Raw genomic sequence first — 26005 nt, 5'->3', positions numbered from 1 at the left:
GGACTTACGCGCGCGCCGGCACCAGCCCGAGCCGCGTCACCACTTCGCGCGTGGCTTTGGACCGGTTGAACGTGTAGAAGTGCAGATCGGGCACACCTTCGGCGAGCAGTTTCTCACCCAGTTCGGTGACGGCGTCGATACCGGCCTCGCGGAACGCCTTCGGATCGTCCGCGAGCGGCTCCAGCCGGTCGAGCAGCCGCCGCGACGCGGGCGCACCGGAGAGCTTGATCGTGGTGTGCAGCGTGCGCACGGTGGTCAGCGGCATGATGCCGGGCAGCACCAGCGCGTCGCAGCCCGCCGCGGCCACGCGGTCGCGCAGGCGCAGGAAGTCCTCGGCCTCGAAGAACAGCTGGGCGATCGCGAAATCGGCGCCGGCGCGGAACTTGCGCACGAGGTACTTGGTGTCCGACTCCAGGTCCGGCGACCGCGGGTGGCCGTAGGGGAACGCCGACACGCCCACGCAGAAATCACCCAGCGAGCGGACGAGCTCCACCAGCTCCTCCGCGTACTCGAGTCCCTCGGGGTGACGCACCCAGTCGCCGTACACCTCGCCGGGCGGGTCGCCGCGCAGCGCCAGGATGTTGCGCACGCCGACGGCCGCGTACCAGCCGATCACGTTGCGCAGCTCCGCCACCGAGTGGTCGACGGCGGTGAGGTGTGCCATCGGGACGAGTGTGGTCTCGGTGGCGACGCGGGCGATGCTGCGGATCGTGCCGTCGCGGCTCGAGCCGCCCGCGCCGTAGGTGATCGACATGTACGCCGGGTCCAGCGGCTCGAGCTCGCGGATCGCGCGCCACAGCACGGCCTCGTCGGCCTCGTCGCGGGGCGGGAAGAACTCGATGGAGAACCGGGGCCCGTCCCCCTGCAACCGCTCGATCACGGACGTCATAAGGGGAAATGATAGTGGGCGAAACCGGGCGTGGTCGGCCCCGGCGCGTGGCCTTGGCCACGAGTACCGTCGGACGCACACGACTCGCGAGGAGCCGGCCATGAGCCGCGAAGACGACACCGCCTGGGACGAAGACGTGCGAGTGGCCGTGTACCGGGCCTTCGCCACGCGCGGCCGTGCGCCCACGGCACCCGAGCTGGCCGACGCCGCGCACGGGTCGCTCGCCGTGGCCAAGCAGGCGCTGCACCGCCTCGCCGACGCCCGCCACCTGGTGCTCGACGAGTGCGAGCACGTGGTGCTGGCCCACCCCTTCGCGGCGATCCCGCTGGGGTTCTCGGTGATGGGCGAACACACCCTGTGGTGGGGCGGCTGCGCGTGGGACTCGTTCGCGATCCCGCACCTGGTGCCCGCCGAGCCCGAGGTGCTCGTCGCCACGCGCTGTCCGACGTGCACGGAACCCCTGGCGCTGGTCGTGAGCCGCGAGGCGCCGCCGGAGGGGACGCAGGTCGCGCACTTCCCCGTGCCGACCGCCAGGATGTGGGACGACGTGCGCCACACCTGTTCCGTGCAGCGCCTGTTCTGCGACGAGTCCTGTGTGGACGAATGGGTCGCCCGCACCGGCCTCGCCAAGGGCGCCGTGCTCGATCTGCCGGCGCTGTGGCACCTGGCCGAGGGCTGGTACGCGGGGCGGCTCGACCACGGTTACCGGCGCCGCGAACCGGCCGAGGCCGCCGCGTACTTCAGCGCCGCCGGACTGCCGGGCGAGTTCTGGACCGGTCGGGGCTGACCCCGAGATGGCCCCGGTACCCGGCCCCGCTCGGCGTCTCGTGCGCCACATCCGGGGCACCCGGCGCGACCGGCCGGCCCCTCGCCCCGGATGATGGCGGCATGGACGCGCCCGGTTTCGACGACGATCTGCCTGTCCACGTCGAGCGTGCGCTGACCGCGTTCCTCGGCCGCGCGGGCGACGAGATCGTGCGCACGGAGCCGAGCGTCGCGGCGGGCATCGACGTGCTCTCGGGCTTCGTGCTGTGCGGCGGCAAGCGCATCCGGCCGACGTTCGCGTGGTGGGGCTGGCGCGGCGCCGGCGGGGCGGCTTCCGGGGAAGCCGCCGAGGGCGCGCTGCAGGTCGTGGCGAGCCTCGAGCTGATCCAGGCGTGCGCCCTGATCCACGACGACCTCATCGATTCCTCCGACTCGCGCCGCGGCAACCCGACCGTGCACGTGGCCTCGGCCAAGGTGCACGCCGACCACGGGTGGCTCGGCTCGCCCGCGACGTTCGGGCTGGCCACGGCCGTGCTCGTCGGCGACCTCGCGCTCGCGTGGGCCGACGACATGTTCGCCGAGGCCCCGTTGCCCGCCGAGACGCTCGCGAAGGCTCGTCCGGCGTGGCGCGCGATGCGCACGGAGGTGCTCGCCGGGCAGTACCTCGACGTGCGCACGCAGGCCGTCGGCGACGCCTCGCCCGAGGCCGCGCTGCGCATCGACCGGCTCAAGACCGCCGCCTACACCGTGCAGCGCCCGCTGCACCTCGGCGCCGCGCTCGCCGGGGCCGACGACCGGCTCGTGGACACCCTGCTCGAGTTCGGCGGCGACGTCGGCGTGGCCTTCCAGCTGCGCGACGACCTGCTCGGCGTGTTCGGCGACCCGTCGGTGACCGGCAAGCCCGCGGGTGACGACCTGCGCGAGGGCAAGCGCACCCTGCTCGTGGCCCTGGGCGTGCAGCTGGCCGACGAGCGCGGCGACCGCGCCGCCGCGAAGGTGATCGCCGACGCGATCGGCAAGGCCGACCTGTCCGACACCTCCGTCGACGCCGTGCGCGAAGCCCTGACCGACGTCGGTGCGGTCGACGCCGTCGAGCACCGCATCGACGAGCTCACCGCCTCGGCGACGGCCGCGCTCGACCGCGCGCACCTGGCCGAGCCGGCGCCGGCTGCGCTCGCCGACCTGGTCGGCAAGGCGACGCGGCGGACCTCGTGACCAGATCCGTGTCCGGGCCCACCGACCACGTGGTGGTGGTCGGAGCCGGCCTGGCCGGCCTTTCGGCGACGCTGCACCTGCTCGGCGCGGGCCGCCGCGTGACGCTGCTGGAGCAGGACAAGGAGCCCGGCGGGCGCGCGGGCCAGCAGGGTTTCGGCGCCAACACCGTGGACACCGGCGCGAGCGTGCTGACCATGCCCGAGCTGGTGGACGAGGCCCTGCACGCCGTCGGCGGATCGCTGGCGGCGAGCCTGCCGCTGACGAAGCTCGACCCCGCCTACCACGCTCGCTTCGCCGACGGCAGCACGCTCGCGTTGCGCACCGACGGCGACGCGATGGAGGCCGAGATCCGCGCGTTCGCGGGCCCGGCCGAGGCCGCCGGCTACCGCGCGCTGCGGCGCTGGCTCACGGAGCTGTACGCGGCGCAGAAAGACCACTTCATCGGCGCGAACTTCGACTCGCCGCTGAACCTCGTGCGCCCCGAGCTGGTGAAGCTCGCCGTGCTGGGCGGGTTCGGCCGGCTGGGCCCGAAGGTGGCGCGGTTCTTGCGCGACGAACGCGTGCGCCGGCTGTTCTCCTTCCAGTCGCTGTACGCGGGGCTCGACCCGGCGCGCGCGCTCGGCGCGTACGGCGTGATCGCGTACATGGACACCGTCGGCGGCGTCTACTACCCGCGCGGCGGCATGGGCGCGGTCGCGCGCACGATGGCCGCGGCCGCCGCGAAAGCGGGCGCCGACCTGCGCTTCGGCACCGAGGCCGCGTGGCTGGAGCGGGTGTCGTCGCGCGTGCGTGCGGTCCGCACGCGCACGGGCGAGCGCATCAGGTGCGACGCGGTGGTGCTCGCCACCGAGCTGGGCACCGCCTACCGGCTGATCGGCGCGCGGCCCAACCGCGTGCTGCCGCTGCGCTACTCGCCTTCGGCCGTGGTCCTGCACGGCCGCACCACGAGGTCGTGGCCGCAGCTCGGGCACCACACGATCTTCTTCGGCCGCGCCTGGGAGCGGACGTTCGCCGAGATCGTGCGAGACGGCCGGCTGATGAGCGATCCGTCGCTGCTCGTCACACGCCCCACCGCCACGGCACCGGGGCTCGCGGGGGAAGGCGGCGAGATCGTGTCGGTGCTCGCGCCCGCGCCCAACCTGCGCCGTGGCCGCATCGACTGGCCGCGCGTCGGCCCCGCCTACCGGGCGGAACTGCTGCGCACCCTGGAATCGCGCGGGCTCACCGGGTTCGGCGAGGAGTTCACCGTCGACGAGGTCGTGACGCCCGCCGACTGGGCCGCGCGCGGGCTCACCGCGGGCACGCCGTTCTCGCTGGCGCACACGTTCACCCAGACCGGCCCGTTCCGGCCCGCCAACCTGGTGCGCGCCGCGGGCAACGTGGTGCTCGCCGGCTGCGGGACCACCCCCGGCGTCGGCATCCCGCCGGTGCTGATCTCCGGACGTCTCGCCGCGGAAAGGATCACCGGCCGGTGACCGAACTCGACGCCGCCGGCATCACGGAACCCGGCCTGCGCGCCGCGTACACCGAATGCCGCCGCATCAACGCCCGCCACGGTCGCACCTTCTTCCTCGCCACCCGCCTCCTGCCGGCTCGCGCCCGACCCGCCGCGCACGCGCTGTACGGCTTCGCGCGCATGGCCGACGAGCTCGTGGACAACCCCGAGCCGGGCAGGGATCCCAAGGCCGCGCTGGACCACGTGGCCGGGATGGTCGACGAGATCTACGACGGCGGCGCGCCCGCCGACCCGGTGCCCGCCGCGCTCGCCGACACCGTGCGCCGCTACGGCATCCGGCGTGAGCTCGTGGACGCGTTCCTGCACTCGATGCGAATGGATCTCACGGTCACCGAGTACGCCACCTACGCCGACCTCGCGCAGTACGTGCACGGTTCGGCGTGCGTGATCGGGCTGCAGATGCTGCCGGTGTTCGGCACCGTCGTGCCGCCGGCCGAGGCCGAGCCGAGCGCGGCGGCGCTCGGCGAAGCGTTCCAGCTCACGAATTTCTTGCGGGACATCGGCGAAGACCTCGACCGCGGCCGGCTCTACTTGCCGACAAATGAACTTTCGGTGTTCGGAGTGGACCGTGAGCTGCTCGTGGCGGCGCGCCGGCGCGGGCTGCCCGACCCGCGGGTGCGGCGCGCGCTCGCCGTCGCGGTGTCGCGCACCCGCGCGGTGTACCGCCGGGCCGAGGCCGGAATTCCCTTGCTGCGCCCCGAATCCCGTCCTTGCGTGCGCACCGCGATCACGCTGTACGAAGGCATCCTCGACGAGATCGAGGCGATGGACTACGACGTGCTGAACCGGCGCGCGGTGGTCGGCCCGGGCCGCCGCCTGGCCGTGGCCCTGCCGCGCCTGGTCGAGGTGTGGGCTCGTTCGCGCGTGCGTAGAGTCTGAAACCATGACCTCTGCTTCGAACAAGCGCTTGCGGATCGGCGTCCAGCTCCAGCCGCAGCACGCCGATTACGACAGCATCCGCCGCGCCGCCTCCGCCGCCGAGGACCTCGGCGTCGACATCGTCTTCAACTGGGATCACTTCTACCCGCTCTACGGCGAGCCCGAGGGCATGCACTTCGAGTGCTGGACGATGCTCGGTGCCTGGGCCGAGTCGACCTCGCGGGTCGAGATCGGCGCACTGGTGACCTGCAACAGCTACCGCAACCCGGAACTGCTCGCGGACATGGCCCGCACCGTCGACCACATCTCGAACGGGCGCCTCATCCTGGGCATCGGCTCGGGCTGGTTCGAAAAGGACTACGACGAGTACGGCTACGAGTTCGGCACCGCCGGCGGCCGCCTCGACGACCTCGCGGAGTCGCTGCCGCGCATCGAATCCCGCCTCGGCAAGCTGAACCCGGCGCCGACCCGCAAGATCCCCGTGCTCATCGGCGGTGGCGGCGAGAAGAAGACCCTCAAGCTCGTGGCCAAGCACGCCGACATCTGGCACGGCTTCGGCGACCCGGAGGTCGTCGAGCGCAAGGTGAAGATCCTCGACCAGCACTGCGCGGACCTCGGCCGCGACCCCGGCGAGATCGAGCGCTCGTGCGGTGTGCAGGGCGACCCCGACGAGCTCGGCCCGAAGCTCGTCGGGCTGGGCGTGAGCACGTTCACCGTGGGCATCGGCGGCCCCGACTACGACCTCACGCCGCTCAAGAGCTGGGTCGCCTGGCGCGACAAGCAGAACGGCTGACACCCGCTGACAACCCGAAGGCCTCCTCGCGCGACACGGCGGGGAGGCCTTCGGTGTTTCGGACAGGGGGTGTGGCCGCGTTCCGGTCACCCCGCGTGGTCGGACCGGCGCGGAGCGAACCGGGCGAAAAGCCTGAAAAGCGCTAGAAAGCCATGGCCTGGGCGCGCCGCTTCACCTCGGTGCCGTGGCTCGTCCGCAGGGCGTTGACCGGAGTGACCCCCGGCAGCGTCTCGTCCTCCGCGAAGAGCCAGCGCAGCATCTCGGTGCGGCTGAACCCCGAGTCCGCGAGCACCGTGATGGTGCCCGCCAGGCCCTTGACCACCCCGTCCTTGACGAAGAAGTCGCTGGGCACGCACAGCTCGCCTCCGCGCCGCACGGCGATCAGCTGACCGTCGCGCAGCATCTGGCGCACTTTGTTGGACGAGATCCCGAGCACGGCCGCCACCTGGTTCAGGGGGAGGACGGTGACAGCGGAGTCGAGGACGTCGTCGGCGACAGGAATCCCACTCACACGTGACACTGTGCCACATTCGACCGGTTTCCCGACTGGTACGCACGGGTGACCCGCCGCCTCACCTCACCCACGCGGGCGTGGGTCCGTACGATATCCAGCCGTGACACGCACGCACCCCAGCCTCGTCGGCACGCTGCTCGAACGCCGCTACCGCGTGGACAGGCTGCTCGCCCGGGGCGGGATGTCGTCGGTCTACCGGGGCGTGGACACCCGGCTGGACCGCGCGGTCGCGATCAAGATCATGGATCCCCGCTTCGCCGACGACCGGTCGTTCGTGGACCGGTTCGTGCGCGAAGCGCGATCGGCGGCGCAGCTGCATCACCCGAACGTGGTCGCGGTCCACGATCAGGGCTTCGACGTCCCGCCGGGCGCGGACGCGGGTCTCGCGTTCCTCGTGATGGAGCTCGTGGACGGCGGCACGCTGCGCGATCTGCTGGCCGAGCAGGGCAAGCTCGACGTCGCGCTCGCGCTGAGCATCGCCGAGCCCGTGTTGTCGGCCCTGGCCGCCGCGCACGCCGCCGGGCTGGTGCACCGCGACGTGAAGCCGGAGAACGTGCTCATCGGCCGCAGCAGCGGCGCGCTGTCGGGCGGCGTGGTGAAGGTCGGCGACTTCGGCCTCGTGCGCGCGGTCGCCAGCGCGGGCACCACGAGCTCGAGCGTCATCCTCGGCACCGTCGCCTACCTCTCGCCCGAGCAGGTCGCCTCGGGCGTCACCGGCGCCCGCGGCGATGTGTACTCGGCCGGGATCCTGCTCTACGAGATGCTCACCGGCCAGGCGCCCTACACCGGCGACACGGCGCTGTCGGTGGCCTACCGGCACGTGAACGACGACGTGCCGCGCCCGAGCGAGCTGCGCCCGGACCTGCCGCCCGCGCTCGACGACCTCATCCTGCGCGCCACCCGCCGCGACGCCCCATTGCGCCCGGCCGACGCCGGCGTGTTCCTGGCCGAGCTGCAGGCCGTGCGCGCCGAGCTGGGCCTGCCGGTCGTGCCGGTGCCCGTGCCCCCGCCGCCGGACGGCGACCGCATGTCCGACACCGAGCGCACGATGCCGCGCATCCCCGTGACCCAGCAGACGCTGCCGGTCTCGGCTCCGGCCTCCGGGCCGAATCCCACACGCGCGCTGACCCGGGCCGTACCGGTGGGCTCGCCGCTGTCTCCGCCCGCGGGCCAGGCGATGCCGGCGGCCGCCGCACCGCCGCCACCACCGCGCCGGGGGCGGCCGCCGGCCGACGAGCCGAAGCCGCGCGACCGCCGGAAGATGTTCGCCCTGATCGCGCTGGGCGTGCTGGTGCTGGGCGGGCTGATCGGCGCGTTCGCGTTCATCCTCAGCGAATCGGCGCCCACCACGTCGTCGGTGCCGAAGCTCGTGGGCCTTTCACAGGCCGAGGCCGGCGACAAGCTGCGCGCGGCCAACCTGACCCCGCAGTACAGCCAGGAGTTCAGCAACACCGTGCCGGCGAACACCGTGGTCAAGGTGACCCCGGCCGAAGGCACAAAGCTCGAGAAGGACGCGAAGGTCTCCGTCGTCGTGTCCAAGGGCAAGCCGGTGGTGCCGAACATCCAGGTCGGCACGTCGCTGGCCGACGCGACCAAGGCCATCCAAGCTCAGCAGCTCAAGATCGCGCAGGGCACGCCGGAGTTCAGCGACACCGCTCCCGAGGGCACCGTCGTGAGCCTGAGCCCGGCGCCCGGCTCGCCCGTGGACATCGGCGGCCAGGTCACCGTGGTGCTCTCCAAGGGCCCGGAACCGCTTCCGCCGGTGCCCGACGTGACCGGGCGGCCGAAGGCCGAGGCGTTCGGCCTGCTGCAGCAGGCCGGGTTCCAGCCGGTGGACGGCGGCGAGGAGTTCTCGCAGACGATCCCGGCCGGTGGGGTCACGCGCACGGACCCGCCGGCGAACACGCCGGGCAGCAAGCAGGTGAAGGTTTTCGTCTCCAACGCCGTGCAGGTGCCGGACGTGCGGTTCAAGCCGTTCGACCAGGCCGAGCAGATCCTCAAGCAGGCCGGGCTCGACGTCGACAAGCAGAGTGGCGGCGGTGGCCGCAACCACGGCGGTGGCGGCGGGTTCAACTTCGTGTTCCAGCAGGACCCGCAGCCCGGTTCGCTGGTGCCGAAGGGCACGAAGGTGAAGATCCGGGGCTTCGGCGGATGATCGGCAACCGAGGCCGCGTCACGGGTGCCGTCGGCCCCGGGCTGATCGGCGAAGTGCTGCTCAGCGTCCGGGGCGGCACCGAAGCTTTCTACGCCTACGCGGCCGACCCCGAGCTGAGCTATCCGGCCGGTACGCAGGTCCTTGTGGTGGATTTCGAACCCCCGCGGACGGTTTACGTTGAACGGTGGCAACCGCTGACGTCCTGACGGCGTCGAAGAGCTACCGACAACCGAAAATCGGGCTGCGAGGGGTTGTTATGGAAATCTGGCTCATCGTCGTGATCGCGGTGGTAGCCGTGATCGTGTTGTTCGGGCTCCTGCGGGTCCTCTACAAGGTCGCGGAGCCGAATGAGGCGCTCATCATCTCCGGGTGGGGGATCCGGGTGGAGCGCACCGAGACCGCGGACAGCCTCGGGTTCAAGATCGTGACCGGTCGCGGGGTCAACGTGATCCCCGGCTTCCAGACCGCACGGCGGCTTTCGCTCGACACGCGGGGCGTCAACCTGCAGGTTTCCTGCGTCAGCAAGCAGGGCCTGCCGGTGACCGTGCGCGCGGTGGTGATCTACAAGGTGGGCGACGACTACGCCTCGATCGCCAACGCCGCCCGCCGGTTCCTGGACCAGCAGAAGGGCATGAACGACACCATCCACGAGCTGTTCTCGGGCCACCTGCGCTCGATCGTGGGCGGGCTGACCATCGAGGAGATGATCCACAACCGCGACGCGCTGACCGGCGAGGTCCGCCAGTCGTCGGCCACGGAGATGATCAAACTGGGACTGATCGTCGACTCCCTGCAGATCCAGGAGATCGACGACGAGTCCGGCTACATCCTCAACCTCGGCAAGCCGCACGCGGCGGCCATCGCGTCGGCCGCGCGCATCGCCGAGGCGCAGCGTGACCAGGAGGCCACGCAGGCGGAGCAGGTCGCGGCCGCGCAGAAGGCCGGCGCGATGCGGGAAAGCCAGATCAAGCAGGCCGGCTACCAGGCCGAGGTCGACCAGGCCAAGGCGAAGGCGAGCCAGTCGGGCCCGCTGGCCGAGGCGACGGCGCGGCAGGAGGTCGTGGTCCAGGAGACGCGGGCGGCCGAGCTGGAAGCGGCGCTGGCGGAGCAGCGGCTGCAGTCGCAGGTGCGCAAGCCGGCGGACGCGAAGGCGTACGAAACCCGCACGACGGCCGACGCCGACCGTGACGCGCAGATCGCCCGTGCGCAGGCCGAGGCCAAGGAAACCGAGCTGCGGGCCGCGGCGGACGCGACACGCGTGAAGACGGCCGCCGAGGCGGAAGCGCAGGCCACGAAGGCCCGTGCGGAGGCGTCGGCGGGGGCCACGCGGGCCACCGGTGAGGCCGAGGCCGCGGCGTCGCAGGCTCGCGGGCTGGCCGAGGCGGAAGCCGCGAAGGCCCGTGGTCTCGCGGAGGCCGAATCGGCGCGCGCGAAGGGTCTGGCGGAGGCCGAGGCCATCAAGGCGCGGGCGGCGGCGCTGGCGGAGAACCAGGAAGCTGTGGTAGCACAACAGTTGGCCGAACGCTGGCCGGAAATCGTCGAGGCCGGCGCGCAGGCGTTCGGTAACGTCGACCACATGGTGGTCCTGAACGGTGCGGACGGGATGTCGGACATGTTCACCAAGGCGTTGTCGCTGGGCGGGACGGGCCTCGGCCTGGCGCGTCAGCTGATGGACGCCATGGGTTCGTCGGGTTCTTCGGGTTCGTCCTCCGCTTCGGGCGCCGAGCAGGCGTTGTCGAACGGCGACCTGTCCCCCCGCGAGTAGCGCATGAGCTTTTTCACGGACGGACCTCGTGAACGCCCCCTGTTCCCCGTGCGGGAGCAGGAGCTGTTCGGCTACGAGGGCCGTCCGTGGATGGGCCCGCCGAGCGACCACATCGTGCCCGCGCTGCTGCCGTGGGCCCGGCCGCTCGGCCGATCCGAGCGCACGATCGTCGCCCTGCGCGGCGTCGAGGTCTGGCCGGAGGCGCTGACGTTGCGCCTGGCCGTGTACTCGCGTGACAGCCTCCAGGAGGGCCGCGGCGGCTCCCTCATCGACCACCGGCGGATCCCGGACTACAACGCGCTGCTCGTCGGCGTGCTGTACCCGGACGGCAGCCGGGCCAGCTCGGAGTCCATTTCGGTGCCGTCGGCCTCCGAGCCCGCGTCGCCCGTGCTGCGCGCCGTGGGTGGCGGCGGGACGCAGTTCCACCTGGACCACCAGATCTTCGTGTGGCCACTGCCGGGTGACGGCCCGTTCACGCTCGTGATCCAGTGGCTGGACCGGGACATCGAGGAAACCCACACCGAGCTCGACGGCGCGGCTGTTCGCGCCGCGGCACTGGCGGCCGGGGAGCTGTGGCCGGGGTTGCCCCGGCGGCCCGGTAACGGGGTGACGTTGCGGCGGGCGACGTCGGCGTTCGTGGGGCAGGGTTCGTCTTCGTCGGCGGCGCCTGCCGCGGGGGGTGCTGTGGAGTCGGGTGTGCCTGCTGCGGAGCTGCCGGTTCGGTCGAGTTCGCCGTTGCCGCACCGGGATCCCGCGGGCGGCTCGGCCGTTGAGGATTCACCCCCGGCGGAGGCCGCGGGAGGGCCGCCGCGTTCGCCGTCCGTGTTGCTGCCACGGTTGGCCGGCGAAGGGGCGCTGCTCCCCCGTCGCAACGTCCCGGTCGGCCCTGAGGCGCCGCGGTCGGGTCAAGCCTCGCCGCTGCCCCGGCGCAAGGCCGCCGAGCGGGCCGGTGCCCCGACGATCGCGCAGGCCACCGGCAAGGTCGCGGAGCCGCTGTCGCCGCCCGCCCAGGCGAGGCAGCTGCCCCCGCGCACCGGCGACGACAGCCCGACCGTCGCGATGGCCACGCCCGCCGCCGAACCACTGCCCCAGCCCTCGCGGCCGACGCCGGTGGATTCGGCCGACGAAACGCGTCCGGTCGGCAAGCCGGGTGAGCCCGTGCCGTTGCCCCAGCCGTTACCCCAGCCGTCGCGGATGGCGAAGGTCGCGGAGCCGAAGCCGCCGAAGGGCCGGGGCGCGCGGCGGTGGCGTGACCCGGGTGAGTGAACCTGCGGGGCGTTAGCGCCCACGAAACACCGCGACCACCCTCCCGTCATGTTCAGGTGGTGTCGTGGGGCCATCCCACCCCTGCTCCGCCGCACCAGGACGGTCGTGATGGTTCGCACCCCGCTCAGTTCGCTGGACGTCGCGTTTCTGTGCCTGGAAAGCGAAACCGCGCCGATGCACATGGGTGCGGTACTGGTGTTCACCTCTCGCGGGCGAGCGGACGGCGAGGAGCTCGCGGCGCTGCTGGCGGTGCGGGCGGAGAAAATGCCGCAGCTGCGCCGAAAAGCGCGAACGGAACTGTTTCCCCCGGGCGCCGCGACGTGGGCCGAAGATCCGGATTTCGTTGCGGCACAACACGTTCACCACCAGGAGCTGAGCACGCTCCACGACTCCGATCCGCTGGCCGGCTTCGCGGCGGAGTGGATCACCGAGCCGTTGGACACGGATCGTCCGTTGTGGGACTTGACCGTGGTGACCGGGTTGCGCGGGCAGTTCGCCGTGCTGCTCAAACTGCACCACGCGCTGACCGACGGCGAAGGCGCGTACGCGGTGACTGTCGGCCTGCTGGACGGCCTGACCGTGCCCGACCGCGCGCTCACACGAACCTCCGGCCCGGTTCCGCGGCCGCGAAGCGCGCTGGACACCGTGAAAGACGCCCTCGCCCACGCCGGCGAGACGGCCGGGATCGCGACGTCGGTCGTGCGCGCCGCTCGGCCGCCCCTGTCGCCCGTCTCGGCGCCCGGTTCGGCGGAACGACGGCTCGGCTTCGTGCGCCTACCCACCGCCGACGTGCGCCGCATCCGCCGCGCCCACGGTGGCACCAGCAACGACGTCGTCCTCGCCGTGCTGGCCGGCGCCCTGCGCGAGTGGCTCGTCAACCGCGGCAAACGCGCCGACGACCGCACCCTGCGCGCCCTGATCCCGGTGAGCGTGCGCGGCCGCGCCGGCGCCCAGCTCGGCGGCAACAAACTCTCCGGCTACCTGTGCGACCTGCCCATCGGCGAGGACGACCCCGTCGAACGCCTCCACGTGGTCCGCCGCGCGATGACCCGCAACAAGGCCGCCGGCCCGTCCCGCGGCGCCGGCGCGTTCCCGCTGCTCGCCGACCGCGTGCCGACGGTGCTGCACCGCCTCGGCACCCGAACGGCGGGCCTGGCCGCGTCGTTGCTGTTCGACCTGGTCGTGACCACCGTGCCGCTGCCCGCCGCCCGGCTCACCCTCGCGGGCGCGCCCCTGGCCCAGGTGTACCCGTTCGTGCCGCTCGCGCCGCGCCACGCGGTGGGCATCGCCGTCGCGCCCTATCGCGACGGCGTCCACATCGGACTGCAGGCGAACGCCGAGGCCATCCCCGACCTCGGCGATCTGCGTGACGCGGTGCTGAAGTCGACCGCGGTGTTGCTGAATACCGTTTAGCCGCGCAGCATCTCCGCCACGAGGAACGCCAGCTCGAGCGACTGCTGGGTGTTCAGGCGCGGGTCGCAGGCGGTTTCGTAGCGGCCGGAGAGGTCGATGTCGGAGATTTCCTGGGCGCCGCCGAGGCATTCGGTGACGTCTTCGCCCGTGAGTTCCACGTGGATGCCGCCCGGGTAGGTGCCGAGTTTGTGGTGCACCTCGAAGAAGCCCTGGACCTCGTCGACGATGCGGTCGAAGTGGCGGGTCTTGTAGCCGGTGGACGACTCGTGCGTGTTGCCGTGCATGGGGTCGCACTGCCAGATGACCTTGTGGCCCGAGGCTTCGACCTTCTCGACGATCGCGGGCAGCACCTCGCGGACCTTGCCGTTGCCCATGCGCGAGATGAGCGTGAGCCGGCCCTCTTCGTGGCGCGGGTCGAGGCGCTCGACGTACTCCAGGGCCTGCTCGGGTGTGGTCGTGGGGCCGATCTTGAGGCCGATCGGGTTGGACAGCAGCTCCGCGAACGCGATGTGCGCGCCGTCGAGCTGGCGGGTGCGCTCGCCGATCCACAGGAAGTGCGACGACAGGTTGTACAGCTTGGGGTTGGCGGCGTCGGCGTTGTCCAGGCGCAGCAGGGCGCGCTCGTAGTCGAGCAGGAGCGCCTCGTGGCTGGCGAAGATCTCGGTGGACTGCAGCGACGTGTCGGTGACGCCGCAGGCGCTCATGAACCGCAGGCCGCGGTCGATCTCATTGGCCAGGGCCTCGAAGCGCTGCGCGGCGGGCGAGGCGGACACGAAGTCCTTGTTCCAGTCGTGCACCTGGTGCAGGTCGGCCATGCCGGCGCCGGTGAGGGCGCGCACGAGGTTCATGGCGGCACCGGCGTTGGCGTACGCGCGGATCATGCGGCCCGGGTCGGGCACGCGCATCTCGGGCTTGGGCACGAGGGAGTTGATGATGTCGCCGCGGTACACCGGCAGGCCCAGCGCGTCGGTGGCCGCCGAGCGGGGCTTCGCGTACTGGCCGGCGATGCGGCCCATCTTCACCACGGGCAGGCTCGCGCCGTAGGTGAGGACCACGGCCATCTGCAGCAGCGTGCGCAGGTTGGCGCGGATGTGGGGCTCGGTGTTGGACTCGAACGTCTCCGCGCAGTCGCCACCCTGCAGCAGGAAGGCCTCACCGCGCGCCACCATCGCGAGCCGGCTCTGCAACCGGTCGATCTCGGCCGGCACCGTGATCGGCGGCACGCTCTCCAGCACGCCGCGCACCCGCTTGGCCAGCTCGACGTCGGGCCACTCGGGCTGCTGCGCCGCGGGCAGGGCCAGCGCCGCGTCCAGGCGATCGCGCAGCTCGGGCGGCAGGGGCGGCAGTTCGGGAAGTGTGTCGACGGGAACGTCCACTGTCCAGTTCACGGCACCCAGGATAAGGTTCGCCGCCCGGCTCGTTGTCGGAGGGCGGTGTGGGTCACACGTCCGGGTCGTCTTCGTGATCGTCCTGGCCGGCTCGGTGCCCGATGGTCACGGCCGCGACGGAAACGCCCACCACGGCGGTTCGCAGCGCGGCGTGCGGCCGGTTCTGAGCAGGTCGACTCCTTCTCCGCCCGGCGGGTCCTCGCGGGTGATCCACTGTGGATCCGGCCGAGCGGCACCGAGGCACGGTGAAAAACAGGCCCCGGCGCGCCATTGCGCCGGGGCCTGCGAACCGGGGGTGACTAAACCACCGCGAGCGGCAGCGCCGTGGGGTGCACCGGTGCCGGCAGGTCGGAGTCGCCCATGAGGAACGCGTCCACGGCGTTGGCCACGGACCGGCCCTCGGCGATGGCCCACACCACCAGCGACGCGCCGCGGTGGGCGTCGCCGCAGACGAACACGCCCGGCGTCTCCGTCTGCCAGTCGGCGCCGCACGAGAGCGTGCCGCGCCGGGTCAGGGACAGGCCGAGGCCCTCGAGCAGCGACATCTGCTCCACGCCCTCGAAGCCGATCGCCAGCAGCACCAGGTCCGCCGGCAGCACCTCGATCTCGTCGCTGGTCGGCAGCACCTCGCGCCGGCCCGTCTCCGGGTCCTTCACCACGCGCACCTGCTGCAGCTCCAGCGCCTTCACGTTGCCGGCGCCGTCGTCCACGAACCGCTTCACGGCCACGGCGAACTTGCGCTCGCCGGCCTCCTCGTGCGCCGGGTAGGTGCGCAGGATGTAGGGCCACGTGGGCCACGGCGAACGGCCGTCGTCACGGGTCGTCGGGGGGACCGGGTACTGGTCCAGCTGCGTCACGGACAGCGCACCCTGGCGGGTGGCGGTGCCGTAGGAGTCGGCACCGGTGTCGCCGCCGCCGATCACGACCACGTGCTTGCCGGCCGCGTCGATCGCGGGCGGGCCGTCGCCCTCCACGAACCGGTTGGCCGGCACGAGGTGCTCCATGGCGAGGTGCACGCCGCGCAGCTCCCGGCCCGGCGTGGTGCGGTCGTCGCGGCCGCGCAGCGCGCCCACGGCGAGCACCACCGCGTCGTACTGCGAGCGCAGGTCCTCCACCGTGAGGTCCACCCCGACCTCGCAGCCGGTGACGAACCGCGTGCCTTCCTTGCGCAGCTGCGCGAGGCGGCGGTCGAGGACCTTCTTCTCCATCTTGAACTCGGGGATGCCGTAGCGCAGCAGGCCGCCGAGGCGGTCGTCGCGCTCGAACACCGTGACCTCGTGGCCCGCACGGGTGAGCTGCTGCGCGGCGGCGAGCCCGGCCGGGCCCGAACCGACCACGGCGACGCGGCGGCCCGAGGACACTTCCGACACCTGCGCCTGCACGTACCCGGACTCCCACGACTGGTCGGCGATCGTCGCCTCCACCCGCTTGATCGCCACCGGCCCGCCCGAGAGCGGCGAGATCGACAGCACGCAGCCGGCTTCACACGGCGCCGGGCACAGCTTCCCGGTGAACTCGGGGAAGTTGTTGGTGGCGTGCAGCCGGTCGCTCGCCGCGGCCCAGTCGCCGCGGCGCACGAGGTCGTTCCACTCGGGGATCAGATTGCCGAGCGGGCAGCCCGAGGCGCCGGAGTGGCAGAACGGGATGCCGCAGTCCATGCACCGCGAGGCCTGCGTGCGCACGGCTTCGTTGCGCTCGCCCGGGTCCACGTCGGCGTAGACCTCGCCCCACGAAGCCAGCCGGTCCTCTTTGGACCTTTTCTTCGGCTCTTCGCGGTGGTGCTTGAGAAAACCGGTCGGGTCAGCCACGTGCGGACTCCATGATCGCTTCGTCGACGTCGCGGCCGTCGGCCTTGGCGGCCTTGGCTGCGTCGAGCACCCGCTGGTAGTCGCGCGGCATCACCTTGGTGAAGGCCGCCGAACGCCGCGTCCAGTCGCCGAGGAGCGACGCGGCCACCGCCGAGCGGGTGAGGTCGAAGTGCTGCTGCACGATCTGCTTGAGCCACACCAGGTCCTCGGCACCCGGTGCGGACAGGTCCACCATGTCGCCGTTGACCTTGGCGCGGTCGAGGTCGAGCACGTACGCGGTGCCACCGGACATGCCGGCCGCGAGGTTGCGGCCCGTGGGGCCGAGCACCACGGCGCGGCCACCGGTCATGTACTCGAAGGCGTGGTCGCCGACACCCTCGGCGACCACCGTGGCACCGGAGTTGCGCACGCAGAAGCGTTCGCCCACCTGGCCGCGCAGGAACATCTCGCCGGACGTGGCGCCGTACGCGAGCGTGTTGCCCGCGATGGTCTGGCGCTCGGCGGCGAACACGGCTTCGGGGTCGGGCCGCACGATGATGCGCCCGCCGGAAAGTCCCTTGCCGACGTAGTCGTTGGCGTCGCCGACCATGTCGAGCGTGAGACCCCGCGGCAGGAACGCGCCGAGCGACTGCCCGGCCGAACCGGTGAGCAGCACGTGGATCGTGTCCGCGGGTAGGCCCTCACCGCCGTAGCGGCGCGTGATCTCCGAACCCAGCAACGTGCCGACGGTGCGGTTCACGTTGCGCACCGGCAGCTCCAGCCGCACCGGGTGCGCGTCCTCCAGCGCCGCCTCGGCGAGCTGGATGAGCGTGCGGTCCAGCGCGTGCTCCAGACCGTGGTCCTGCGCCCGCACGCGCCGCTTGGCGCCGCCGTACGGGGTCTCCACGGGCACGTCGAACACCGGCGACAGGTCCAGCCCGGCCGACTTCCAGTGCGCCTGCGCTTCCTCGGTGTCGAGCACCTCGGCGTGACCGATGGCTTCGTCGAGCGTGCGGAAACCCAGCTGTGCCAGCGTTTCCCGCACCTCCTCGGCCACGAACTCGAAGAACTTCACCACGTGCTCGACCTGGCCCGTGTACCGCTTGCGCAGCTCGGGGCTCTGCGTCGCGACGCCCACCGGGCACGTGTCGAGGTGGCACACGCGCATCATCACGCAGCCCGCGACGACGAGGGGGGCCGTCGCGAAGCCGTACTCCTCGGCGCCGAGCAGCGCCGCGATCACCACGTCGCGCCCGGTCTTCATGGCGCCGTCGACCTGCACGGTGATGCGGTCGCGCAACCCGTTGAGCAGCAACGTCTGCTGGGTCTCGGCGAGGCCGATCTCCCACGGCGTGCCCGCGTGCTTGAGCGAGTTCATGGGCGACGCACCGGTGCCGCCGTCGTGCCCGGAGATGAGCACCACGTCGGCGTGGGCCTTGGACACCCCGGCCGCGACCGTGCCGACGCCGAGCGAGGAAACCAGCTTCACGTGGACGCGGGCGTGCTCGTTGGCGTTCTTGAGGTCGTGGATCAGCTGCGCCAGGTCCTCGATCGAGTAGATGTCGTGGTGCGGCGGCGGCGAGATCAGCCCGACGCCCGGCGTCGAGTGCCGCGTGCGCGCGATCCACGGGTACACCTTGTTCGGCGGCAGCTGGCCGCCCTCGCCCGGCTTCGCGCCCTGCGCCATCTTGATCTGGATGTCGTCGGAGTTGACCAGGTACTCGCTCGTGACACCGAACCGGCCGCTGGCGACCTGCTTGATGGCGCTGCGCCGGCGGGGGTCGTAGAGCCGTTCCGCGTCCTCGCCGCCCTCACCGGTGTTGGACCGGCCGCCGATGCGGTTCATCGCGATGGCGAGCGTCTCGTGCGCCTCGGCCGAGATCGAGCCGTAGGACATGGCGCCGGTGTTGAAGCGCTTGAGGATCGCCTCGGCGGGCTCCACCTCGTCGAGCGGCACGGGTTCGCGGGTGCCCTCGCGGAACTTGAACAGCCCGCGCAGCGCGCCGCCCTCGCGGTAGAGGCGGTGCACCTCTTCGGTGTACTGGCGGTAAACCTCGTCACGGCCGGTCTTCGACGCGTGCTGCAGCAGGAACACCGTCTCCGGTGTGAACAGGTGCAGCTCGCCCTCGCGGCGGTAGGAGTACTCGCCGCCGGTGTCGAGTCCACGGTGGACGCGGTCGGTCGGGTTGTCCGGGTAGGCCCGGCGGTGGCGCACCGCGACCTCTTCGGCGAGCACCTCGAGCCCCACGCCGCCGAGCTTCGACGACGTGCCGGTGAAGTACTCGTCGAGCAGGTCCTGGCTCAGTCCGAGCGACTCGAACACCTGCGCCGCCGTGTACGCGCCGACGGTGGAGATGCCCATCTTCGACATGATCTTCAGGACGCCCTTCACCAGCGCCTGCACGTAGTTGCGGATCGCCTTGGCCGGCTCGATCCCCGTGATCGCGCCCTGCGCGATCATGTCCTCGATCGTCTCGAAGGCGAGGTACGGGTTCACCGCGGCGGCGCCGTAGCCGAGCAGCACGGCGATGTGGTGCACCTCGCGCGCGTCACCGGTCTCCACCACGAGCGCCACGCGCAGGCGTTCCTTGGTGCGCACCAGGTGGTGGTGCACCGCGGAAACCAGCAGCAGCGACGGGATCGGCGCCATCCGGTGGTCGGAGTCGCGGTCGGACAGCACGAGCGTGCGCGCCCCCGCCGCGATGGCCTCCGACGCCTCACGCCGCACCCGCTCGATCGCGGCGGCCAGCGCCTCGGCGCCGCCGTCCACTTCGTACAGTCCGGAAAGGACACTGCACGCGAAGCCCGGCAGGTCGCCGTCGTCGTTGATGTGGATGAGCTTGGCCAGCTCGTCGTTGTCGATCACCGGGTACGGCAGGTTCAGGTGCCGGCACGACGCGGGCCCGGGCGCGAGCAGGTTGCGCTCGGGGCCCATGATGCGGGCCATCGACGTGACCAGCTCTTCGCGGATCGCGTCGAGCGGCGGGTTGGTGACCTGCGCGAAGTTCTGCTTGAAGTACTCGTACAGCAGCCGCGAACGCTTCGACAGCACGGCGACCGGGGTGTCGGTGCCCATCGACCCGAGCGGTTCGGCCCCCTTGGCGGCCATCGGCGCCAGCAGGATCTTGAGCTCTTCGTCGGTGTAGCCGAAGGCGAGCTGGCGGCGCAGCACGGAATCGTGGCTCTGCACCACGTGGTCGCGGTCGGGCAGCTCGGCCAGCTTCAGCAGGCCCGCGTGCAGCCAGCCCTCGTACGGCTGTTCCGCGGCCAGCGCCGACTTCACCTCGTCGTCGGAGACGATGCGGCCGGCTTCGGTGTCCACCAGGAACATCCGGCCGGGCTTGAGGCGGCCCTTCGCCACGACGTCACCGGGCGGCACGTCGAGCACGCCGGCCTCGCTGGCGAGCACCACGCGTCCGTCGGCCGTCTGCCACCAGCGCGCGGGGCGCAGGCCGTTGCGGTCGAGGACCGCGCCGACGAGCGTGCCGTCGGTGAACGTGACGCACGCCGGCCCGTCCCACGGCTCCATCAGGCTCGCGTGGAACTGGTAGAACGCACGCCGCGCCGGATCCATCGTCGCGTGGTTCTCCCACGCCTCCGGGATCATCATCAGCACGGCGTGCGGCAGCGACCGGCCACCGAGGTGCAGCAGTTCGAGCACCTCGTCGAACGACGCCGAGTCACTCGCCTCGGGCGAGCAGATCGGGTACAGCCGCGTGAGGTCGCCCGGGATCAGGTCGGACTCCAGCAGCGCCTCGCGGGCGCGCATGCGGTTGCGGTTGCCGCGCACGGTGTTGATCTCGCCGTTGTGCGCCACGAACCGGAACGGGTGCGCGAGCGGCCACGACGGGAAGGTGTTGGTGGAGAAGCGCGAGTGCACCAGTGCGATCGCGCTCTCGAGCCGGCGGTCGGTGAGGTCCGAGAAGAACGCGGGCAGCTGCGCGGTGGTCAGCATGCCCTTGTAGACGATCGTGCGCGCCGACAGCGACGGGAAGTACGTGCCACAGCCCGAAGTCAGGCTTTCGTGCTCCACGCGCTTGCGCAGGCAGAAAGCGAGCCGTTCGAGCTCCAGCCCCGATTCCCCGCCCGGCGAGGCGACGAACAGCATGGCGAAGTGCGGCATCACCGAACGCGCCGTGGGACCGATTCCGGCCCGGTCCACGTCGACGGGGACCTCGCGCCAGCCGAGCACGTCGAGGCCCTCTTCGGCGGCGATGCGCTCGGCCAGCGCCACGGCCTTGCGGCGCTGCTCGGTGTCGGTGGGCAGGAACGCGATGCCGGCCGCGTAGGCCCCGGCCGCGGGCAGGGCGAAGCCGGCTTCCGCGCGCAGCAGCTCGTCGGGCAGCTGCAGCAGGATGCCGGCGCCGTCGCCGCTGGTCGGTTCGGCGCCGGCGGCGCCGCGGTGTTCGAGGTTCGCCAGCGCGGTCAGCCCGTCGGCGACGATGCCGTGGGAGCGGCGCCCCAGGATGTCGGCCACCATGGCCACACCACAGGAGTCCAGCTCGGTCGCCGGGTCGTAGAGACCCTGCTTGCCGGGAATGGCGGAGAAGATCATGGAAAAGGGACCTCCTTCGTCGTCTTCGTGCGAGGCCGGCGGGCCGGCCGTGGGGAGCGCACGGGACGACGATGGCCCGCTTGTTAGCGCGACTTTAACACCTGGGAAACACCGGAGCAGCACCTCAGAGCGCCCCGGACGGCGGTGAACGGTAACGATCTGGCTGCGTGGAACGACGTAGTTCCTGATGGCACCCAGGTCGTTCGCTTAGCTAACTATCTGATCTGGGCGTTTCCGTCAAGTGTAACCCGGCTTTTACGCATCCGGTCTGGCACAGGCATTTCCGGCGGTTTTCCTGGGGTCTCGCCGAGCCGCAGGCCACCCGTGTGACCGATGCCGCTCGCTCCGTAACCGTGTTAACGTCCGCCGCATGATCCTCGATCGGTTCCGCGTCACCGACCAGGTCGCGGTGGTCACGGGCGCGGGGCGCGGCATCGGCGCGGCCACCGCCGTGGCACTCGCCGAAGCCGGCGCCGACGTGGTCATCGCCTCCCGCACCGAGAGCCAGCTCCACGAGGTGGCCGACCGCGTCGCCGCGGCCGGACGCCGGGCGCACGTGGTGCCGGTCGACCTGGCCGACCCCGCGGCGGCGGCTTCGCTCGCTTCGGCGGCCACGGATGCCTTCGGGCGGCTTGACATCGTCGTCAACAACGTCGGCGGCACGTACCCGAGACCGTTCACGGAGACGACGACGGACTTCCTCGAGGAGGCGTTCCGGTTCAACGTGGCGACCGCCCATGCGCTCACCGTGGCGGCGACCCCGGCACTGCTGGAGAGCGGCGGTGCGGTGGTCAACATCTCATCGATCATGGGCCGCGTGCAGGGCCGGGGATTCCTGGCCTACGGCACGGCGAAGGCGGCGCTTTCCCACTACACGCGGCTGGCCGCGGTGGACTTGGCGCCGAAGGTGCGCGTGAACGCGATCTGCGTGGGCTCGGTGCTCACGTCCGCACTGGAAGTGGTGGCGGGCAACGAAGAGATCCGTGTGAAGATGGAGAACGCGACCCCGTTGCGGCGCATCGGTTCGGCCGAAGACGTCGCGTCCGCGGTGCTGTACCTGGCTTCCGAGGCCGGCTCGTACGTCACCGGCAAGGTGCTCGAAGTGGACGGTGGGCTGCAGGCGCCGAACCTGGAGCTCGGACTGCCGGACCTCTGAACGTCCTTTGTGGATCAACGCCTGATTTGTCGGAATTCGATTTCCTGATCGGTGGATTTCCCGAAACACCCCACGCAGGGTGATCACTTCCTGCCATAGTGTTCGTCGACCGGCGATCACTGGGAGGGAATCGGTGTCGGACTTCGACGTACACACCGACGTCATGCGCGAGTACGCGGACGTCGCCGACGGGCTGCACGCCCAGGTCGGCAAGATCAGGGACTACATGCGCACCACCGCGTGCGACACCTCGGGCTTCACGGGCCTGTTCGCACTGCTGCGCCCCGTCGTCGACCTGGTCGGCAACCTCTACGGCAGCACCCTCGACTTCGGCGACAACCGCCTGAACTCGCTCAGCCAGGGGATCCGCTCGGCCGCCGACTCCTACGACCACCACGACGGCCAGGCCGCGGTGATCCTCAAGCAGTTCGGCATCGAGATCGACGAAATCGGCGCCCCGAGCGCGAGGGCCTGAGGGGAACGACATGGCCAAGCACAGCCACCCGAGCGGACACTCCGGGACCACGACGCACCCAGCCCCGACCCATCAGACACCGACGCATCCTTCCGCGCCCCCGCAGAACCACCCGGCCACGCCGCCGCCGAGCCGGCCGAACACACCGCCCGTCCCGCCGGCGCCCGGTGTCCCCGCCCAGGGAAACCAGCCCGGTGACCCCCGCAACCCCCGACGGCCCGGCCAGGACGAAGGCGACGAACGCAAGCGCCCCGGCCAGGACGAGGACGAAGACGGCAAGAAGAAGCACGGCGACGACAAAGACGAAGACAAAGACGAGAAGAAGAAAGACGACAAGGACGAGGACTCCGACGACGACTCCGACGACGATGACGATGACGACAACGATGACGAGGACGACGAAGGCGACTCGCCCTCGTCCTCGGGCGGCGATCCGGGCGCGGCGCCGTCGACCTCGCCCAGCGGCTTCGACGAAGGCAGCTCGATCAGCGAGCTGCTGCAGCCGCCCGAGGACACCTCCGGTGAGGACATCCAGGACCTCGTCAAAGAGGCCGGCGTCGAGGTCATGGCCGTCGAGTGGATCTTCCAGCAGCTGACGGGCGAGACGCTCACCCAGAAGTTCATCGAGCCCATCACCGGCGACTTCTCGAAGATCTCCGCCGACGCCGAGGCGTGGCGCAACATCGCCGAGGCGATGAAGGCGTTCTCGACCGTGATGGTGGGCAACGAGAAGATCCTCGGCGAGAGCTGGAGCGGGCCGGCGTCGCTGGCGCACAAGGCGTACGTGGATCTCGGGTGGCGCGCGGGGCTGGCCGCGGAGGCCGGGATCGCGGAGCTGATCGCCAAGGGTTTCGAGCTGCTGTCGGACACTTCGCAGAAGCTGGCGGCCAAGGCGCTCGACCTGCTGAAGAGCCTGATCGACCGGCTGCTGGTGATGGCGGCCGAGGCGTGTGTGCCGATCGCGGGCTGGATCGCCGACGCGATCACGGGCCTTTCGGAGATCCTGCCGCTGATCAACGCGCTGATCTCGATCATCGACATGATCAAGGACATCGTGCAGAAGGTCGGCGATCTGTGGAACTCGGTGAAGGACATCGGTTCGCAGCTGGCGAAGATCAAGGACGTCGGCAGCATCTCCGACGTGATCGACATCGGCAAGGGCATCGCGGGCGACGTCGGCGACATCAAGGACAACGCCAAGGACATCGCCGGTGACGTGGGTGACATCAAGGGCTCCGTGAAGGACGGCGTGTCGGAATCCCGCGAGAACCACCAGGACAACAAGGACTACTGGGACAGCCGCAAGAAGAGCCGGACCCCGGCGCACTCCGGCAGCGGCCGGATCAGCGGCAGCATCGACGACTGAGAGGACCCGCCGTCATGTCACGGCCCACCCCAGCGCAGGACGCGTGGAAGACGCCGGAGATCCGCGAGGCGGAATCGGCGCTCGACAGCACCGTGAGCAAGTCTCGGCAGCTGCTGAAGGACCTGGAGAAGATCCGCCTCAAGCCGTTGCCGCAGACCGATTCCCCCGAACGCATCGAGGCCCTCAAGCTCGCCGCCTCGAAGCCCGACGCCCCGGCCGCGCTGCGGCTGGTCAAGCGCAAGGTCGACGCCGGCGAGCTGTCGTGGAAGGACGTCGCGTCCGGCAAGGCGTTCGCCGACCCCGAGGTGCGCGCCCTGGCCGACGCCAAACTCGGCGAGGCCAAGGACATGTACGAGGAGATGCAGGAGGGCCTCTCCCCCGAGGAGGTGCTCGAAGCCCGCACGGGTTCCCGTGATCTCCTCGCCGAGTCGAGCCGTACGACCCCGCAGGCCGCGGCGCCGGAGCCGCAGGGGTTCTCGAACGAGGATCCGCTCGCCAGCAGTTCCCCGCCGCCCTCCTCGGCCGGTCGCCACAGCGCTCCCCCGCCGGACGACGGCTTCGCCGACCCGTTGGCCCACCGCCGACCGCCGGCCTCGCCGCCCCCGCCCGCACCGTCTCCGGGCACACAGTCCCCGGGCACACAGTCTCCGGGCACACAGTCTCCTGGCGCGGGCCGCCACACCGCGCCCGGCCACGACCGCTTCACTCCCCCGGACGACGAGTTCGCGGACCCGCTCGCCGACCGCCCCACGCCGAAACGCCAGAACCCGCCTGCTCCGCGCCGTCCCCGCGAGGACCGCCCGGACGGCGACGACGACTACTTCGGTGGTTCCCCGCTCGGCTGAACCGCACAACGCGAAGAGGTCCCCGGCTCGTGGTGAGCCGGGGACCTCTTCGCTTGGTGAAAGCCGTGAAACCGAGGAGTCAGGACTTCTCGGGCTTGTTCGCGTCCGAGCCGGAAGGCGCGGAAGACGAGGACCCCGCGTCGACCGTGATCTCGTCGCGGGCGCCGGCGCCGGCGTCGGCGTCGGCGTCGGCGTCCGTGGCACTGCCCGGTTCGGAAGGTGGCGCGGCGGTGTCCGAAGCGGACTCCGGCGCGGAACCCTCAGCCGGCGAACCGGGTTCCGGGGACTCCGGGACCGCGTCGCGTTCGTCGCCGCGGCTGCGCAGGGTCTCGGGCAGCTCGCGTGGCCCCTTCTTCTTCGCCACGATCATGAACGCCACCGCGCCCAGGAACACCAGGATCGCGACCCAGACGTTCACGCGCAGGCCCAGGATGTGGTTGGCCGTGTCGGTGCGCATGAGCTCGATCCAGCAGCGCCCGAGCGTGTAGCCGGCGACGTACAGCGCGAAGGCGCGACCGTGGCCGAGCTTGAAGCGGCGGTCGGCCCACACCACGACCAGCGCGACGAGCAGGTTCCAGATCAGCTCGTACAGGAAGGTCGGGTGCACGGGGCTGTCGGCCAGCGGGACGTGGCCCACGGCGATGCCGGTGAGGTCGTTGGGCAGCCCGGTCGCCGGGTCGATGCGCTGGTAGATCTCCAGGCCCCACGGCAGGTCGGTGTGCGCGCCGTAGAGCTCCTGGTTGAAGTAGTTGCCGATGCGGCCGATGGCCTGCGCCGTGACGATGCCGGGGGCGATCGCGTCGGCCAGCGCCGGCAGCGGGATGCCCTTGCGGCGGCAGGCGATCAGCGCGCCGACGCCGCCGAGGGCGATGGCACCCCAGATGCCGAGGCCGCCGTCCCAGATGGCGAAGGCCTTCCACGGGTTCTTGCCGGCCGTGAAGTACAGCTCGGGGTCGGTGATCACGTGGTACAGGCGGCCGCCGACCAGGCCGAACGGCACGGCGAACACCGCGACGTCGATCACGGTCCCCTTGGTGCCCCCGCGGGCCACCCAGCGCTTCTCACCCCACCAGATCGCGACGATGATGCCCACGATGATGCACAGTGCGTAGGCGCGGATCGGGATGAACCCCAGGTGCCACACACCGCGGTCGGGGCTCGGGATCGTGGCCAGGAAGGCTGCCGAGGCGGAATACACGCGGTCACCGTATCGCGTCAATGCTCCGGTGTGGTGAGGACGCTGCCGAAGGGTGGGTGAAGCAC

General features: G+C 71.4%; 20 protein-coding genes. 14 read left to right on the top strand and 6 right to left on the bottom strand.

The features are described 5' to 3' along the window. Window positions 1–4: 4 nt before the first annotated feature. Entirely contained in the window at window positions 5–889 is an 885-nt protein-coding gene (locus ACWEOE_RS12355; RefSeq protein ID WP_452007513.1) for a methylenetetrahydrofolate reductase, read from the bottom strand. A 100-nt stretch (window positions 890–989) separates the two neighbouring features. Here ACWEOE_RS12355 and merB point away from each other — a divergent pair, with 100 nt between their 5' ends. From merB to ACWEOE_RS12330, 5 genes are all read left to right on the top strand, one after another. Next, on the top strand, window positions 990–1676 hold the full coding sequence (gene merB, locus ACWEOE_RS12350; protein WP_452007512.1) for an organomercurial lyase: 687 nt from the start codon (window positions 990–992) through the stop codon (window positions 1674–1676). 101 nt (window positions 1677–1777) lie between these two features. Further along, window positions 1778–2869 carry a polyprenyl synthetase family protein gene (locus ACWEOE_RS12345; protein ID WP_452007510.1) on the top strand — a complete coding sequence of 364 codons (1092 nt, stop codon included), beginning with the start codon at window positions 1778–1780 and terminating at the stop codon, window positions 2867–2869. Then, the gene (crtI, locus tag ACWEOE_RS12340; RefSeq protein WP_452007508.1) at window positions 2866–4344 is read left to right on the top strand and encodes a phytoene desaturase family protein; all 1479 of its coding nucleotides are present in this window, start codon (window positions 2866–2868) and stop codon (window positions 4342–4344) included. Before ACWEOE_RS12345 ends, crtI begins: the two co-directional genes overlap by 4 nt. After that, a complete protein-coding gene (locus tag ACWEOE_RS12335) occupies window positions 4341–5264 on the top strand; it encodes a phytoene/squalene synthase family protein (protein ID WP_452007506.1) in 924 nt (307 codons plus the stop codon). Before crtI ends, ACWEOE_RS12335 begins: the two co-directional genes overlap by 4 nt. Window positions 5265–5268: 4 nt before the next feature. After that, window positions 5269–6057, top strand: a complete 789-nt coding sequence (locus ACWEOE_RS12330) for an LLM class F420-dependent oxidoreductase (protein ID WP_452007504.1) — start codon at window positions 5269–5271, stop codon at window positions 6055–6057. Window positions 6058–6199: 142 nt separating this feature from the next. Here ACWEOE_RS12330 and ACWEOE_RS12325 read toward each other — a convergent pair whose 3' ends face one another. Next, window positions 6200–6568 carry an Rv2175c family DNA-binding protein gene (locus ACWEOE_RS12325; protein WP_452007502.1) on the bottom strand — a complete coding sequence of 123 codons (369 nt, stop codon included), beginning with the start codon at window positions 6566–6568 and terminating at the stop codon, window positions 6200–6202. A 103-nt stretch (window positions 6569–6671) separates the two neighbouring features. Between ACWEOE_RS12325 and ACWEOE_RS12320 the strand changes: the two genes are divergently transcribed. The 5 genes from ACWEOE_RS12320 to ACWEOE_RS12300 all read left to right on the top strand — a co-directional run bounded on the left by ACWEOE_RS12320 (window position 6672) and on the right by ACWEOE_RS12300 (window position 13170). Then, the gene (locus tag ACWEOE_RS12320) at window positions 6672–8726 is read left to right on the top strand and encodes a PASTA domain-containing protein (protein ID WP_452007500.1); all 2055 of its coding nucleotides are present in this window, start codon (window positions 6672–6674) and stop codon (window positions 8724–8726) included. Beyond that, complete coding sequence (locus ACWEOE_RS12315) at window positions 8723–8932, top strand: hypothetical protein (protein ID WP_452007498.1); 210 nt, start codon at window positions 8723–8725, stop codon at window positions 8930–8932. Before ACWEOE_RS12320 ends, ACWEOE_RS12315 begins: the two co-directional genes overlap by 4 nt. Window positions 8933–8982: 50 nt before the next feature. Continuing rightward, window positions 8983–10491, top strand: coding sequence for an SPFH domain-containing protein (locus tag ACWEOE_RS12310; protein ID WP_452007496.1), 1509 nt, complete (start codon window positions 8983–8985; stop codon window positions 10489–10491). 3 nt (window positions 10492–10494) lie between these two features. Continuing rightward, window positions 10495–11757 carry a hypothetical protein gene (locus ACWEOE_RS12305; RefSeq protein WP_452007494.1) on the top strand — a complete coding sequence of 421 codons (1263 nt, stop codon included), beginning with the start codon at window positions 10495–10497 and terminating at the stop codon, window positions 11755–11757. A gap of 108 nt (window positions 11758–11865) precedes the next feature. Next, window positions 11866–13170, top strand: a complete 1305-nt coding sequence (locus ACWEOE_RS12300) for a wax ester/triacylglycerol synthase family O-acyltransferase (RefSeq protein ID WP_452007492.1) — start codon at window positions 11866–11868, stop codon at window positions 13168–13170. Here ACWEOE_RS12300 and ACWEOE_RS12295 read toward each other — a convergent pair. The 3 genes from ACWEOE_RS12295 to gltB form a co-directional block, all read right to left on the bottom strand. Further along, window positions 13167–14558 carry a class II 3-deoxy-7-phosphoheptulonate synthase gene (locus tag ACWEOE_RS12295; protein WP_452007490.1) on the bottom strand — a complete coding sequence of 464 codons (1392 nt, stop codon included), beginning with the start codon at window positions 14556–14558 and terminating at the stop codon, window positions 13167–13169. The two genes, ACWEOE_RS12300 and ACWEOE_RS12295, sit on opposite strands and share 4 nt — an antisense overlap. Window positions 14559–14857: 299 nt before the next feature. Beyond that, a complete protein-coding gene (locus ACWEOE_RS12290; RefSeq protein ID WP_452007489.1) occupies window positions 14858–16366 on the bottom strand; it encodes a glutamate synthase subunit beta in 1509 nt (502 codons plus the stop codon). Further along, on the bottom strand, window positions 16359–20900 hold the full coding sequence (gltB, locus tag ACWEOE_RS12285; RefSeq protein ID WP_452007487.1) for a glutamate synthase large subunit: 4542 nt from the start codon (window positions 20898–20900) through the stop codon (window positions 16359–16361). The genes ACWEOE_RS12290 and gltB overlap by 8 nt, the downstream gene beginning before the upstream one ends. A 370-nt stretch (window positions 20901–21270) precedes the next feature. Here gltB and ACWEOE_RS12280 point away from each other — a divergent pair, with 370 nt between their 5' ends. From ACWEOE_RS12280 to ACWEOE_RS12265, 4 genes are all read left to right on the top strand, one after another. Continuing rightward, window positions 21271–22056 (top strand): SDR family oxidoreductase, encoded by a 786-nt coding sequence (locus ACWEOE_RS12280; RefSeq protein WP_452007485.1) that lies wholly within the window; start codon window positions 21271–21273, stop codon window positions 22054–22056. Window positions 22057–22189: 133 nt separating this feature from the next. Continuing rightward, window positions 22190–22531, top strand: a complete 342-nt coding sequence (locus ACWEOE_RS12275; RefSeq protein WP_452007483.1) for a hypothetical protein — start codon at window positions 22190–22192, stop codon at window positions 22529–22531. 10 nt (window positions 22532–22541) lie between these two features. Then, entirely contained in the window at window positions 22542–23897 is a 1356-nt protein-coding gene (locus ACWEOE_RS12270; RefSeq protein ID WP_452007481.1) for a hypothetical protein, read from the top strand. Window positions 23898–23911: 14 nt separating this feature from the next. Continuing rightward, on the top strand, window positions 23912–24742 hold the full coding sequence (locus ACWEOE_RS12265) for a hypothetical protein (protein ID WP_452007479.1): 831 nt from the start codon (window positions 23912–23914) through the stop codon (window positions 24740–24742). A gap of 79 nt (window positions 24743–24821) precedes the next feature. On the opposite strand, the gene lgt is transcribed toward ACWEOE_RS12265, so the two are convergent. Continuing rightward, the gene (lgt, locus tag ACWEOE_RS12260; RefSeq protein WP_452007477.1) at window positions 24822–25940 is read right to left on the bottom strand and encodes a prolipoprotein diacylglyceryl transferase; all 1119 of its coding nucleotides are present in this window, start codon (window positions 25938–25940) and stop codon (window positions 24822–24824) included. Window positions 25941–26005: the final 65 nt, after the last annotated feature.

The sequence above is a fragment of the Amycolatopsis sp. NPDC004368 genome, from assembly GCF_053602515.1.
This window is presented reverse-complemented; position numbering and strand designations above follow the sequence as displayed.

Bases quoted from the DNA above. Each gene is read 5' to 3' on its own strand.
- ACWEOE_RS12315 (WP_452007498.1), top strand. From the start codon at position 8,723: ATGATCGGCAACCGAGGCCGCGTCACGGGTGCCGTCGGCCCCGGGCTG.
- ACWEOE_RS12305 (WP_452007494.1), top strand. From the start codon at position 10,495: ATGAGCTTTTTCACGGACGGACCTCGTGAACGCCCCCTGTTCCCCGTG.
- ACWEOE_RS12270 (WP_452007481.1), top strand. From the start codon at position 22,542: ATGGCCAAGCACAGCCACCCGAGCGGACACTCCGGGACCACGACGCAC.
- ACWEOE_RS12355 (WP_452007513.1), bottom strand. From the start codon at position 889: ATGACGTCCGTGATCGAGCGGTTGCAGGGGGACGGGCCCCGGTTCTCC.
- ACWEOE_RS12265 (WP_452007479.1), top strand. From the start codon at position 23,912: ATGTCACGGCCCACCCCAGCGCAGGACGCGTGGAAGACGCCGGAGATC.
- merB (WP_452007512.1), top strand. From the start codon at position 990: ATGAGCCGCGAAGACGACACCGCCTGGGACGAAGACGTGCGAGTGGCC.
- ACWEOE_RS12330 (WP_452007504.1), top strand. From the start codon at position 5,269: ATGACCTCTGCTTCGAACAAGCGCTTGCGGATCGGCGTCCAGCTCCAG.
- gltB (WP_452007487.1), bottom strand. From the start codon at position 20,900: ATGATCTTCTCCGCCATTCCCGGCAAGCAGGGTCTCTACGACCCGGCG.
- ACWEOE_RS12300 (WP_452007492.1), top strand. From the start codon at position 11,866: ATGGTTCGCACCCCGCTCAGTTCGCTGGACGTCGCGTTTCTGTGCCTG.
- ACWEOE_RS12345 (WP_452007510.1), top strand. From the start codon at position 1,778: ATGGACGCGCCCGGTTTCGACGACGATCTGCCTGTCCACGTCGAGCGT.
- ACWEOE_RS12310 (WP_452007496.1), top strand. From the start codon at position 8,983: ATGGAAATCTGGCTCATCGTCGTGATCGCGGTGGTAGCCGTGATCGTG.
- ACWEOE_RS12280 (WP_452007485.1), top strand. From the start codon at position 21,271: ATGATCCTCGATCGGTTCCGCGTCACCGACCAGGTCGCGGTGGTCACG.